General features: G+C 63.4%; 12 protein-coding genes. 3 read left to right on the plus strand and 9 right to left on the minus strand.

Features of this window, described 5'->3' with window-relative positions; all coding sequences use genetic code 11:
- Nucleotides 1-102: 102 nt before the first annotated feature.
- Both I6E04_RS04290 and I6E04_RS04295 read left to right on the plus strand, forming a co-directional pair.
- A complete protein-coding gene (locus tag I6E04_RS04290) occupies nucleotides 103-1467 on the plus strand; it encodes a PFL family protein (protein ID WP_235421929.1) in 1365 nt (454 codons plus the stop codon).
- Between the two features lie 170 nt (nucleotides 1468-1637).
- Nucleotides 1638-2120 carry a hypothetical protein gene (locus I6E04_RS04295; protein ID WP_235421930.1) on the plus strand — a complete coding sequence of 161 codons (483 nt, stop codon included), beginning with the start codon at nucleotides 1638-1640 and terminating at the stop codon, nucleotides 2118-2120.
- Between the two features lie 8 nt (nucleotides 2121-2128).
- Here I6E04_RS04295 and I6E04_RS04300 read toward each other — a convergent pair whose 3' ends face one another.
- Nucleotides 2129-2791, minus strand: a complete 663-nt coding sequence (locus I6E04_RS04300; protein ID WP_235421931.1) for a hypothetical protein — start codon at nucleotides 2789-2791, stop codon at nucleotides 2129-2131.
- A gap of 341 nt (nucleotides 2792-3132) precedes the next feature.
- Between I6E04_RS04300 and yhbY the strand changes: the two genes are divergently transcribed.
- Nucleotides 3133-3432 (plus strand): ribosome assembly RNA-binding protein YhbY, encoded by a 300-nt coding sequence (yhbY, locus tag I6E04_RS04305; protein WP_235421932.1) that lies wholly within the window; start codon nucleotides 3133-3135, stop codon nucleotides 3430-3432.
- Nucleotides 3433-3449: 17 nt separating this feature from the next.
- Here yhbY and I6E04_RS09855 read toward each other — a convergent pair whose 3' ends face one another.
- The 8 genes from I6E04_RS09855 to I6E04_RS04345 all read right to left on the minus strand — a co-directional run bounded on the left by I6E04_RS09855 (nucleotide 3450) and on the right by I6E04_RS04345 (nucleotide 12654).
- Nucleotides 3450-6383, minus strand: a complete 2934-nt coding sequence (locus tag I6E04_RS09855; RefSeq protein WP_235421933.1) for an AfsR/SARP family transcriptional regulator — start codon at nucleotides 6381-6383, stop codon at nucleotides 3450-3452.
- 617 nt (nucleotides 6384-7000) lie between these two features.
- Nucleotides 7001-7744, minus strand: a complete 744-nt coding sequence (gene nagB / locus I6E04_RS04315) for a glucosamine-6-phosphate deaminase (protein WP_268830324.1) — start codon at nucleotides 7742-7744, stop codon at nucleotides 7001-7003.
- Between the two features lie 89 nt (nucleotides 7745-7833).
- Nucleotides 7834-8331, minus strand: coding sequence for a PTS sugar transporter subunit IIA (locus I6E04_RS04320; RefSeq protein ID WP_235421934.1), 498 nt, complete (start codon nucleotides 8329-8331; stop codon nucleotides 7834-7836).
- Between the two features lie 223 nt (nucleotides 8332-8554).
- Nucleotides 8555-8950: a 30S ribosomal protein S9 gene (gene rpsI, locus I6E04_RS04325; RefSeq protein WP_235421935.1), complete on the minus strand. Its 396-nt coding sequence runs from the start codon at nucleotides 8948-8950 to the stop codon at nucleotides 8555-8557.
- Nucleotides 8951-8952: 2 nt separating this feature from the next.
- Nucleotides 8953-9396: a 50S ribosomal protein L13 gene (rplM, locus tag I6E04_RS04330; RefSeq protein WP_235421936.1), complete on the minus strand. Its 444-nt coding sequence runs from the start codon at nucleotides 9394-9396 to the stop codon at nucleotides 8953-8955.
- Nucleotides 9397-9885: 489 nt separating this feature from the next.
- Nucleotides 9886-10755, minus strand: coding sequence for a patatin-like phospholipase family protein (locus I6E04_RS04335; protein ID WP_235421937.1), 870 nt, complete (start codon nucleotides 10753-10755; stop codon nucleotides 9886-9888).
- Nucleotides 10756-11167: 412 nt separating this feature from the next.
- Entirely contained in the window at nucleotides 11168-11824 is a 657-nt protein-coding gene (locus I6E04_RS04340) for a hypothetical protein (protein ID WP_235421938.1), read from the minus strand.
- Between the two features lie 11 nt (nucleotides 11825-11835).
- Nucleotides 11836-12654, minus strand: a complete 819-nt coding sequence (locus tag I6E04_RS04345) for a class C sortase (protein WP_235421939.1) — start codon at nucleotides 12652-12654, stop codon at nucleotides 11836-11838.
- Nucleotides 12655-12777: the final 123 nt, after the last annotated feature.

Genomic DNA, 12777 nt, shown 5'->3' on the forward strand with positions numbered 1-12777 from the left:
GGCAGCAACCGTCCACATTCACGCCGCGTTCGCACGCGAACGCGGCCAGTTGGTTAGAATGATGCAAGCATCGCATGCACCGCAACGAACGAAGGAGCGCCCATGGCAATCACGCCTGCCGAAATCGCCGAGACACGCGGCATGGTTTCCGAGCAACACCTCGACATCCGCACCATCACGATGGGCATCTCGCTCATGGGCTGCGCGGACGAGAACCTCGAGCGCATGTGCACGAAGGTCTACGACCGCATCACCACCACCGCGGAGCGCCTTGTGCCCACCGCCGAATCCCTCGAGCGCGAATACGGCATCCCCATCGTCAACAAGCGCGTCTCCGTCACGCCGGTCGCCCAGATCGCCGCGGCCTGCCCCGACGCCGACCTCACGCCGCTCGCCCATGCGCTCGACCGTGCGGCCGAGACACTCGGCATCGACTACTTGGGCGGTTTTTCCGCCCTGGTCCATAAGGGCATCGGCGACGGCGACCGCCGCCTGATCGCCAGCATCCCCGATGCCCTCGCGCAGACGAGCCGCGTGTGCTCGAGCGTCAACGTCGCCAGCTTGCGCGCCGGCATCAACATGGACGCCGTGCTCATGGTCGCCCAGACCATCCTCGACGCCGCGCGCCTCACCGCCGATGCCGACTCGGTGGGTGCATCCAAGTTCGTGGTCTTCGCCAACATGGTCGAGGACTCGCCGTTCATGGCGGGCGCCACGCACGGCTCCGGCGAGGCCGACGCCGTCATCAACGTGGGCGTCTCCGGCCCCGGCGTCATGGCCGCCGCCCTCGAGCAGCTGCCCGATTCCGCGAGCATGATGGAGGTCGCCGAGAAGATCAAGCAGACCGCCTTCAAGATCACCCGCGCCGGCGAGCTCATGAGCCGCGAGGCTGCGCGTCGCCTGGGCGTGGAGAAGGGCATCGTCGACCTGTCGCTCGCCCCGACGCCCGCCATCGGCGATTCCGTCGCGCGCATCCTCGAGATCATCGGCGTGGGCACCTGCGGTGGTCCCGGCACCACCTGCGCGCTCGCGATGCTCAACGACGCGGTCAAGAAGGGCGGCGTCATGGCGAGCTCCAGCGTCGGCGGCCTGTCCGGCGCCTTCATCCCCGTCTCCGAGGACGCCGGCATGATCGCCGCCGTCGAGGCCGGTGCGCTCTCGCTCGAAAAGCTCGAGGCCATGACCTGCGTCTGCTCGGTCGGCCTCGACATGATCGCCATCCCCGGCGACACGAGCGTCGAGGCGATCGCCGGCATCATCGCCGACGAGATGGCCATCGGCGTCATCAACAACAAGACCACGGCCGTGCGCATCATCCCGGCCATCGGCAAGGGCCTGGGCGAATCGGTCGACTACGGCGGCCTGTTCGGCCGCGCGCCCATCATGCCGGTGAACCCGCACGCCGGCACCGTGTTCGCGCACCGCGGAGGCCGTTTCCCCGCCCCGCTCAACTCGCTCAAGAACTAGCCGACAGACAGCATCAAAGCCGCCGTGCGGGGGTCGTTCGAATATCCGGACGACCCCCGCCGCTGTTTTGGGCAGCTTGTGGAGAACGCCCGAACGGGACGTTGCCGCGTTGTTTACCGGCAGGTCGGGCATATGGTGGTCATCCTCCACCATCGCAAAGGAGCTTTTCCATGAACAACTTCACGCGCGCGATCGCAGGAACGCTCGCGGTGATCGTCATCATCCTCGGCATCCTGTCCGCCCTCTGCAACACGGTGCTCGCCGGCACTCCGATCTCGCAGGCCCTACTCGGCATCGGCGGCAACGCGAAATACGCCGCGTTAAACGCCGCGCTGGATGCCTCGGGCGTCAAAGGCATCGTCGAGAACTCCCTGCGCGACAACGTCGACGCCATCGCCGCGACGACCGGCATGTCCGAGCAGCAGGTCGACCAGGCGATCGACGAGCTCGCCATCTCCTCATGGAGCGTCACCGAGCTGCCCGAGGATGCCACGGCGACCGGCAGCGTCCACACCACCTACCAGCAGACCGATGCCACCGTCACCACCTACGACGACCCCTCCTACGTCACCATCGACGCCCTCGGCCAGAGCATGACCCTTTCGGTACCCGACAGCGCGCAGTCCTACCTGTCGTTCCTGTCCTATCTGTAAACGGCCCCCTACTCCTCGTCGAGCCGGACCACGACGGCTCGGCCACCGTCCTCGGTAATCACCTCGATCGCATGCTCCCCGCACTCGATGGCATCGATCGCCCCTTCGCCCGAGAGCACCGATTCGGCCGAAGTTCCCTGGCTATCGATGTAGGACCAGACTTCGTAGCCGTCGTCCGCGTTGGCAGCCACGTACAGCACACCATGGGCATACGCCATACCGACGACATCACCGATGACCTCGAAGATCCCGATACCGTCAGCGGCGCCTGAGTCCACATCGCCGCGTACGATGGTGACACGGCCGTCGCCATCGGACTGTGCGCGATAGACGAAGCGCCCAACGCGCAGCTGCCCGTCAGAAGCTCCCCCATCGAAGGTCACCGCGCGGGCGCTCGTCGCATCGCCTGCCACGGCAGTCGCCTCCTCGACGGCGGCCTCGCCTCTGTCGGAATAGATCATCACGCGAACGACCGCCTGGCTTACCGCATAGAAGGCGAGCGCCGCCAGCATCGCCCCGATCGACAATGCTGCCACACGGATACGCCGCTGCGCTCGCGCGTCGGACGACGCATGCGTCACGCGACGCGCATGCGTGCCCGCGGCAGCACTGCGGAATCGCTCCTCGTCGGCAGCATTATCGGCGCGGGCGGCCCGCTTCGCGGCGTCCACCGCGTTCAGAGGCCGCCGTACCGTAGGTGACGTCGTATCTCGACCGCCATGGCCCGTTCCCATGCGGGTATTCGCGAGTCGGCGCCCATTCGTCGTCGCCGTACGTCGGTCATCTCGATTTCCCGCCACGAAACACCCTCCGATATCCACGGTCGACCCGGCGGCGCATGCACCGCCGCAAATCATCCTACCGTATGCCCGTCGCGTGCGACCTTCTCACCGCGATCGCACGCCTCCATGAAAAAACGGGGGAAGCCGACGCAAAGGGTGGCATTTACCAGCCCCGTGCTATATCGTTGACCGGCGATATCACCTCATTTCCAGAAAGAGAGCTTTCCTCCATGGCACTTACCGGCAAACAGGTCCGTCAGCTTCGCAGCCTCGCCCATCACCTCGAGCCCGTCGTCCACATCGGCCGCGGCGACGTCAACGACGGCGTGGTCGCCCAGGCCGAGGAGAGCCTCGAGGCGCACGAGCTCATCAAGTGCGCGGTCCAGGACGGCTCCGACCTCACCTGCCGTGAGGCAGCCGAGCAGCTCGCCGGGCGCACCGGCGCCGACGTCGTGCAGGTCATCGGTCATCGCTTCGCGCTGTATCGCGAGACCTCCCGCACCGACGTCGAGAAGATCAAGCTCGTCTAGCATCATCTCCCCTCACGTCACAGCATCACCGGATCGCTCCTCTCGTCGATGATCCGCGCATAGACCGCCGCCGTCTCCTTCTCCGGAAGACCTCCTCCCTCGCGCTTGAGATAGTGAAGGTGCCCGTTGTACAGCGCGACCACCTCTCGTCTGCGCCCGCTGCGGTTGTACACGTCCATAGCCCGTCGCAAGAGGTCCTCGCGCGTCGGCGCCTGCCGTAGCGCGGACTCGACAAGCCATGACGCACATGCCAGGTTGTCCACGTGCAATGCCGCGTCGATCCCCCGGATCATGCAGTCGATGAAGCGCGTGGCGAACAGCGAGCGCATCCGCACGAAATACGACGTGTTTCCGCAATCGGGAATATACAGCGGACCCTTATAGAGCTCTTCGAGCTTCAGACAGGATTCGATCGTGCGCTGCGCCGATGACTCCTCACCTCCCAACAGGATGGTTCGCGCCAAAACGTCGAAGCTCCGGATGTCCGTGTAGACGTATTCCGCGTTGAGTGCGATGCCCTCCCCCTGCGCAAGCAGATACTGCGGGCCGTCGCCATGTTGGCCGAGCGCCTGCCGCAGCGACGACAAGGTCACGTACAGGCACTCCCTCCCGTTCGCGTACTCCGCAGTCGGCCATAACTCGTCTATGATCGTCCGCCGATTCACGAACGTCCCCAAATTGAGCACCAGTCGCGCCGCGATGACCGCCGCCTTCTTGCGCCGCCACGCCGACTCGGTCAAGACATGCCCGTTGCGCTCGGCATGGAAGCCACCGAACAGGTTGATGATCACCTCCCCCGCCTCCGCTATGCGCTCGCCCGCCAGCAGCTCGCGCAACGTCTCGGAAGGTGGCTCTTGCCGACCGTTCGGTTCGGCAAACGAACCTCGCTCGCGCGGCACGATCTGCCGCAGCGATTCGCATCGCGGACCCAAAAGGTCCATCACCCGCCGTATGGTCGGCATGATCCACGGATCGAGCATCACGGTCTTGTTGAGCGAATACCACGCGGCGAGTTCCGAGTCGAATCGCGCCGCGGACAGGTGCAGCGCGACCGACCACGCGTCCGCCGCATCGCACCCCTCCTGTGTGAGGTCGAGAGCCTCGGCATCCTGCCTGATCTTCACACGGGAAGTCTCACGGAGGTACGCCGTCCGCTCGAGCAGGTGTGCCCACGTACGCAGAAAGCCCTCGCCATCCCCTGTGAGTTTGAGCACCTGCTGACCGCGGAAACGCGCATTCGCCGTCTGTCCCAAGGTGAGCGCCTGCCAGCCTTCCGCCGCAAGGCAATACAGCTGCGTCGGCAGATCGGACTCGCGCACCGCGATCGTCCCCGCGTCGATGAAGCCCCGTTCGTCCACGATCGGCAACCCCATGGAAAGCCGACAGGTGTTCACCGTCATGCGCATCCGCGCCGCGATGGGCAAGAGCCTTCTGCGCAGCAACCGCTCGGTCATATCCTCCAAGTCGTCAAGTTCCGCCCGCTCGAGTTGTTTCCCATGGAGCGCCCGATCGAGGCAGCGGTCCGCATGAAGCAGCAAAGCGGGGATGTCCATCTCGGAACCATGGAGCATCGGGGGCCTGTCGTCGCCTTCCCAAGATACGCGCCCGTCCCCACCGATCAGCTTTCCGTACACGGACACATGGCGACGCAACAGTTCGGCATCGCGCCGCTGTTTGCCGGATGTGAAGCTTGGCGGCATCTCCGGAAGCCTCACCCCGCTGCACGACGCCCACATCTCGTCAACCGCGCAGGCGCAATCCCAATCACTCGGATCGACCTGCTGGGAGATCTCATCTGCGCGCTTCCTCAGCTCATGGGCGCTCGTCCGCGCCGTACGGTAGTTGCCGAGCGTCAGCGACGCCACGTAGACAGCCAGCAGCGCACCGACCTCGATCCCCGCCGTCGGCGTGGCACCTCCGTCCGCGAACACCTCGGTGATGAATGTCGCATGACCGGCAAGCGCGAACTGCACAGGGTAGTCCGTCGCCAACACCAGCGAATCCCGAGGCGACAGCGTAAGTCGTGCCAACTCGACCGCATCGTCCGTACGTCCGCTCTTCATGAGGATGCGGACGGCCCGATCGGCAAACGCCGGCCGCCTGGCAGCGATATCGCTGCATAGCCGATCGTGTGCCCGCCCGGTCGCCCCAAGGCACGTAAACGCCCGATCGGCACTGTCGATACCGAACACCGGGTAGGCTTTGATCAGGCGCGACATGGTATCGCGTCGCAACCTGATGCCGCCTCGCTCCAAATCCCCCAGATTGCCCGATCCCATCAGGATCAGCGTGCACACGATCCGATACAGGGCGTCGCGCTCCCGTCGGAGTTCCCGCAAGATACTCCCGTACAGCTCCACGATGCCCGCTTCGAGCAGATCGACCTCGTTTTGCCGCTCCGTCGCCGCATGCAGCAGGGCAACGAGGGCCGGAACGCCCTGCGTCAGCGCATAGACGTCCAAACGACGCGAGATCGTGAACACCCTGACCCAATCCGGATACTCGCGTGGCTGCACCGTTAGAGCCTGAGAAGATACCAGCGCCGAGTCGCCCATAGCCGCCACGAAGCCGCGATTCGTCGGAAGGCAGGTCACGACGAATTCGAACCCCTGCCCGCGCATCGCGCGTAGGACCTCGACGACCTCCTTGATCTTCGCCGTCCCGTACAGCGGGAGATTGTCGATGACGACCAACGGCCCCACGCCCGACGGAGCGGATTGCCCGATCTCGTCCAGACGACGCACAAGCTCATGCTTCGTCATGCCGTCCGCATCGATGATCTGGGCATATCCGCGCGTGGGATCGGTCTGCACGACCGCGATGTATTGGAGCACGAGCGCCGTTTTCCCAAACCCCTTCGGGGCGCTGATGATGGTGATACCCGCGCTTTTCCCCTTCGCGGCAAGATCGTGCAGCAGCCGATCGCGCTTGACGATAAGACCTGCGTACACGCCGATTGCTGCCTTTTCGTGATCGGCTGTCTCCAGTCGATCGACCTGATCCGTTTCGATATGCCGCCCGACCGCCATCGTCTCGCCCACCTTCCGTCGGTTGCTTCCCAACGATACGCACGGATGCGACCTCGACGACGGCGAATCTTTCCGATTCGTCCGCGCTGTCGGATCGCGGTAAGCGTCTGCCTTACGTACTGTCGGAGCCTGCGACCTCTCGCGACAAAACAGCACCGCAGCGCCTCCCGTTGGGGACAATCGCTCCGCCCATAGCTCATTCTCCCACGGGTTCATAGGCATGGTGTCGACTATACTTTACATTTCTAGCTGTTTTATATTGTTCTTAAATACTTTTCAGATATGGACTTTCCGATTTCAAGTCCTATTCGGTACATTACGCCCCGTTGTCGGATGCCCCCGAGCTCCGTGTCCGCACGCTGTCGGACGTCCGGTCCTCCTGTGCGCTGCCGCATCGAACCGCGACACTCAGACCGTCGCCCAACACCCGTATAGCGTCCCACCCCACCCGTACACACGAAAGCGCCCCAGGCGGCAAAGCCCGGGGCGCTCATCAAAGGCAACCTGCATCATCGCGCGCAGGCGTGCTCGAACCTCGCTTATGCGAGCTCGTCACCGCACAGCGACAGCGCGGCCTCGTCGGCCACGAGGACCGTGTTGGGGTGCAGCTGCAGGATCGAGGCGGGGCAGGACGGCGTGACCGGTCCGAAGCACATATCGTGAACGGCCTGAGCCTTCTTCTCGCCGTTCGCGGCGACCAGGATCATCTTGGCGAACATGATCGTCTGCACGCCCATGCTGAAGGCCTGGCGCGGCACATCGTCGATGCTGTCGAACAGACGGCTGTTGGCCTGGATGGTGGACTCGGTCAGATCGACGCAGTGGGTGCCCTTGGAGAAGTGGTCGTCGGGCTCGTTGAAGCCGATGTGACCGTTGTTGCCGATGCCCAGCAGCTGCAGATCCGGGTACCCGGCAGCAGCGACGGCCTCGTCGTAGGCGGCGCAGGCGGCCTCGTAATCCTCGGCCATGCCATCGGGCACATGCGTGTTGGCCTTGTCGATGTTCACGTGGTCGAACAGGTTCTCGTTCATGAAGTAACGGTAGCTCTGCGGATTGTCGCCGGAAAGGCCGCGATACTCGTCGAGGTTGTAGCTCACGACCTGCGAGAAGTCGATATCGCCCTTCTTGTACCACTCGACCAGCTGCTTGTAGGCGCCGATCGGCGTGGAGCCCGTCGCAAGACCCAGCACGCAACGGGGCTTCAGGATCACCTGCGCGGAGATGATGTTGGCGACCTTGCGGCTCATATCATCGTAGTCGCGTGCCTTGACGATCGTGATCATAGTGGACCTCTTTCCTTTCCGGTTTCCCTTTTCCCGGTCTCCCATACAAACGGCCCTCCCGCTCGCGCGGAAAGGCCGCCTTACCAACGTTATCGCTCGCGTGCCGTGATGAGCTGATCGAGCTCGGACACGGTATCGCCCACGTTCCCCTTGATGCTTGCGTACTCGACGGAATTGCAGATCAAAATCGGCGCGGTCACGTCATAGCCCTCGCTTTGGATGGCGTCGCGGTCGAATTCGATCAGCACGTCGCCTTTCTTGACGGTCTGGCCGACCTCGGCCTTCACGTTGAAGTGACGCCCATCAAGCTTGACGGTATCCAATCCGATGTGGATCAGCACGTCGAGCCCCTCCTTGGTATGAAGGGCCAACGCATGCCCGGTCGGGAAGATCGCCTCGATCTTGGAATCGGACGGCGCGACGACCTTGTTGCCCGACGGCTCGATCGCGACGCCTTGTCCCAGCAGGCCTGCGGCAAACGTCTGGTCGTTGACATCGGACAGGGGGATGACCTTGCCCGCGATAGGCGATAGCAGCACGTTGCAGCGCCTGCGCAACCCAAACGAACTGATAAGCCTGTTGAACATGTTCCCCCTTGTGGCATGTAGAAGCTTCCACGTCTGTATCGTACCGCAAACGACAGGATGAGAGAGTGTCGTTTTGTCCTATTTCGTGTCGCACGACGGTATATTCCACGCGCACGTGGAATGCGTCAGGCACCGTTTCGCCTCAGACAAACGCCGCGGCAAAGGAAAAGCGGGGCCCACCCGAAGGTAGGCCCCGCTTGCGCGTACATATGACTCGAAGCGATTAGCGCTTGGAGAACTGCGGAGCGCGACGGGCCTTCTTGAGGCCGTACTTCTTGCGCTCGACGACGCGGGCGTCGCGGGTCAGGAAACCGGCGCGCTTGAGGTCGGCACGGTAATCGCCGGCGTTGAGCAGCGCGCGGGCGATGCCCAGGCGCAGGGCGCCAGCCTGGCCGGTGATGCCGCCGCCGTCGCACAGGGCGATGACGTCGAAGGTACCGGCGGTGTCGGTCACCTTGAAGGGAGCGAGCGCGTTATCGACCAGCTGCTTGCGGCCGAAATACTCAGCGGCGTCACGCTTGTTGACGGTCACCTTGCCGGTGCCGGGGACGATGCGGACGCGGGCAACGGCGTTCTTGCGACGGCCGGTGCCGTAGTAAACAACGGTGTTCTCAGCCATCTTTAAGCCTCCAGCTCGATCTTAACGGGGTTCTGGGCAGCATGCGGATGCTCGGGACCCGCATAGACCTTGAGCTTCTTGAGCTGAGCGCGGCCGAGGGTGGTCTTGGGGAGCATGCCGCGGACGGCGCGCTCGATGACCTGCTCGGGGTGCTTGGCCATGGCCTGGCGGAAGCTCTCGGCCTTGAGGCCGCCATTGTAGCCGCTGTGACGGTAGTAGACCTTCTGGTCGGCCTTGTTGCCGGTAAGCTGGACCTTATCGGCGTTGATGACCACCACGAAGTCACCGCAGTCAGAGTTCGGGGTGAACTGAGGCTTGTTCTTACCGCGCAGGATCATGGCGACCTGCGTGGCCAGACGGCCCAGGACAGCACCCTCGGCATCGACGAGGACCCAGTTACGGGCGACCTCGCCCTGCTTGGCGTAGTGAGTCGACTTCTGAATCACTTGACTCCTCCATGTACAGTACGTGTGTCTTAACAGAGATTCACGGGGCTCTGCAAATGACCGTAGAATTATAGCGCGCCCGCCTGCAAGGTCAACGCGGCTTTTTGCTTCTCCCAGACTTTCTGCACATGTCGCGACCCACGAGTAATGTCCCAATTTTCTCCTGGCCCTTTTTGGGACATTCGGCTCAACGTGGGCAATTTGTTCAGATATGAAGGTTTCGCCTGAGCTTTAAGCGGAAGAATCGGGTCGCAGGCCTGAAAAACGCAACTCAAGCTGTCCGATTTGGCCTTATTTCAACTACCAACGCGAGCATCCAAGCGACGAGACAATACCAGACGATATCAGTTTGCCACCTGAAACCTTCATATCTGAACAGATTGCCCAAACCAGCGCTGTGGCGCCGTGATTACCGGCTCGATCCACCCTCAAACGTCGCCGAAATCCGGCGGACGCTTCCCGGCGATTCCATGTTGCAAGACGTGGGCGTCAGCCTAAGAAGGCCTCGATCTCAGCCAGATGCCGTTCGCACTCCTGGCGACCCTGAATGTACAGGTCGAGCAGCTTGGCGGCGTCGTGTTCGATATGCCCGACCTCCACCGGCCGCGGTGGCGCCAGCACGAGGGCACGCCCCTGTTCCTCATAGCTCCAGATATGCTCACGCTGCTCGTTATAGCGCTCATGTCGGCTCGCGATCGCCTCGAGCAGGTACGGATACGCACCGTAGCGCGCCTTCGCGGGCCCCATCAGCTCGTACGGGCCCTTCTTGTAGGAACGATGCTGCGTGAGCACCACGAGCGCACGGTCGAATCCGGCATCCTCAAGTACATGCTCGACCGGTACCGAATCGGCCACGCCGCCATCCAGATACAGATGCCCGTCGATCTCAACCGGCGGCGCCATGAGCGGCAGCGAGGTCGAGGCGCGTACGACGTCGATATCGAGCACGGCGTTTTTGACCTCCATGTAGGCGGCCGTGCCGAACACGATATCGGTCGCGGTGGCGATAAGCGGCATGGGATTGGCCAGATACGTCTCGTTATCAAAGGGATCGAGTCGATCCTGCACGTCGTTGAGCATGAAATCATAGCCGATCACGCTGCCGTTGCGAGCAAGCGACTTGCCGCCCATGTAGCGGCTGTCATTGCAGAAGGCGAGGTTGATGCGGTTGGGCCGACCGATCTGACGCGATTTGTAGCTCAGCGCGTTCAGCACGCCCGCCGAGACACCGTAGCAGGCATCGGGCTGCACATGATGCTCGAGCAGCACATCCAGCACGCCAGCCGTGAACTGGCCTCGGAAACTGCCGCCCTCCAAAATGATCGCCGTCTTGCCCGCGTTGCGTGCCCGTTCGTCCATACGCCGCCCCCGCTCGAATAACCACCGAACGCCTCGACGCCCGGCTGCTGCTTCTGTTCTTCTACCACAAAGGACCGGCATGCAAACATACGAATACGCGAGCCGCACAACGACACGGCACCTCGCACGACGCCCGCGAACCGCATCAAAACAAAAAGTGCCCGGATCCAGGGGTCGAGGCTGGATCCGGGCGAAGGGTGCCTGTCAGCAGGGTCGAAGTCGTGACAGGTACCGTACGTCACGCCTATCTGAGTCGGAGATGAAAGACGCGACGCAGCTCATTCGGACAAAAGTCCGGAATGGCCACTATGGATTACAGGCCGGACGACATGCATCGGCGCCGGACGTGCGCCATGCAAGGTCGCCGAACATATCGGGGTCACTGCAAACGGGTCATCAAAACCCGCGCACTCTACGAAGCACGACGGGCGCGAGCACGCAGCGCCAAACCGGCACCGCAGGCGAGCACGCCACCGGCGAGGACCATCACGAACGGCAGGATGTTGTCACCGGTCTGCGGGATGTCCTCCTCGGGCGTCACGGGCGGCTCAGGAGCCTGCACGAGTTCCAGCTTGGGCGTAGCGTCCACGTCGTACACGTACGCGCCGTCCACGGTGTTGGGCATACCGATCAGGAACGAATCGATCGCCATGTAGCCATCGGCCGGCTCATGCTGGGCCACGAGGTACAGGCCGAGCTCCACATCGGTGAACACCGCGTGCCCCTCATCATCGATGGCCACAGTGGTTCCGCGCAAGCCGTGATCGTCCGCCCACGCAGCGAGCGCCTCGGCAGCCTCGGGCGACTGCAGATCGTCCAGAATCACGCCGCTGCCCCGGTAGTCGTCACCGAGCGCGAACAGATAGTTGCCGTCATCGGACACGACGTCGCCCACACGGTACAGCGCCAGCGTTCCGCCGGGAACCGCCACGTCGTCATACGTCATATCGACAGCGATCGTACCGGTGCGCGACGTGTCGGGAACATCGTGCGCATAGGCGCTCACGGCGCCCGCGCACATCACGACGAGCGTGAACGCAAGCAGAGACGCACGTTTGAGAAGCTTCATGCGATGCCCTCCTACTTCCTGTTGCGCGCACGGACGCGCAACGCGATTCCTGTTCCTATCGCCGCGACGCCGAGTAGCAACGCGACGAGCGCCACCGTCTGCGGTGTGATGGGCGATGTCGCGACCTCGGCGGACACGCCGGAGACGCGATGCCCCCTCACCAGCAGGCGATGGGAGTTGATCCCGTAGGGCGTGCACGTGACGAGCGTGCACAGATCCCGATCGGGATCGATGGCGAGCGCGTCCATGTCGTACGGATCGACGACGAGGATCTGATCGACCTCATAGGTCATGGTCCTGTCGAGAACCGTCAGGGTGAACGTGTCGCCCTCCTCGAGCTTGTCGAGGCCGGTGAACAGCTCCGCGCTCGGCAGGCCGCGATGGCCCGACAAGACGCAGTGCGTCCCCACTCCGCCGGTGGGCAGCGAACTGCCCTCGAGGTGACCGGCGCCCACCTGCAGGACGGATTCCTCCGTACCGTGGTAGATCGGCATCGAAACGCCGAGCCGCGGGATGTCGAGATACCCCATGATGCCGGTGTCGGAAACCCTGAGCTCGTTCTCGTAGAGCGCCCGCTCCGAGTTGTTCATCTCGAAGCGGTCCGGGTCCTGGGCAAGCTCGGCGTTGTATTGCTCCGCCTGTTCCCAGAGCTCGTCGTAGCGCTCCTCGTCAAGCTCCGACACCTGCTCGGTGTAGTCGACGATCGCCTGCGACATGTGGAACGAGTTCCACAAGTTGCTGACTGTCGGATACAGCAGCAAGGACAACCCAACGACGAGCAGCGCGATCAGGACGATGTTGGATGCCTTGATCCGGTTGGTCTTTCTCACGCTGGGCTCTCCTTGCCGCTGTGCCAAGCGGCACGTGTCTGGTCGTGTCCCCGAACCGGGAGGGCGGGCGATACGCTCGCCCTCCCGACTGGGACGCCATGCCCCTATGGGCGGATGGACGAA

The organism is Collinsella tanakaei (assembly GCF_021531055.1).
Classification (GTDB): domain Bacteria; phylum Actinomycetota; class Coriobacteriia; order Coriobacteriales; family Coriobacteriaceae; genus Collinsella; species Collinsella tanakaei_B.

What these genes read in the sequence shown, in the direction of transcription:
- I6E04_RS04340 (WP_235421938.1), bottom strand. Translation starts at nt 11,824, where the DNA reads ATGAAGCTTCTCAAACGTGCGTCTCTGCTTGCGTTCACGCTCGTCGTG.
- I6E04_RS04320 (WP_235421934.1), bottom strand. Translation starts at nt 8,331, where the DNA reads ATGTTCAACAGGCTTATCAGTTCGTTTGGGTTGCGCAGGCGCTGCAAC.
- I6E04_RS04290 (WP_235421929.1), top strand. Translation starts at nt 103, where the DNA reads ATGGCAATCACGCCTGCCGAAATCGCCGAGACACGCGGCATGGTTTCC.
- nagB (WP_268830324.1), bottom strand. Translation starts at nt 7,744, where the DNA reads ATGATCACGATCGTCAAGGCACGCGACTACGATGATATGAGCCGCAAG.
- rpsI (WP_235421935.1), bottom strand. Translation starts at nt 8,950, where the DNA reads ATGGCTGAGAACACCGTTGTTTACTACGGCACCGGCCGTCGCAAGAAC.
- I6E04_RS04295 (WP_235421930.1), top strand. Translation starts at nt 1,638, where the DNA reads ATGAACAACTTCACGCGCGCGATCGCAGGAACGCTCGCGGTGATCGTC.
- I6E04_RS04335 (WP_235421937.1), bottom strand. Translation starts at nt 10,755, where the DNA reads ATGGACGAACGGGCACGCAACGCGGGCAAGACGGCGATCATTTTGGAG.
- yhbY (WP_235421932.1), top strand. Translation starts at nt 3,133, where the DNA reads ATGGCACTTACCGGCAAACAGGTCCGTCAGCTTCGCAGCCTCGCCCAT.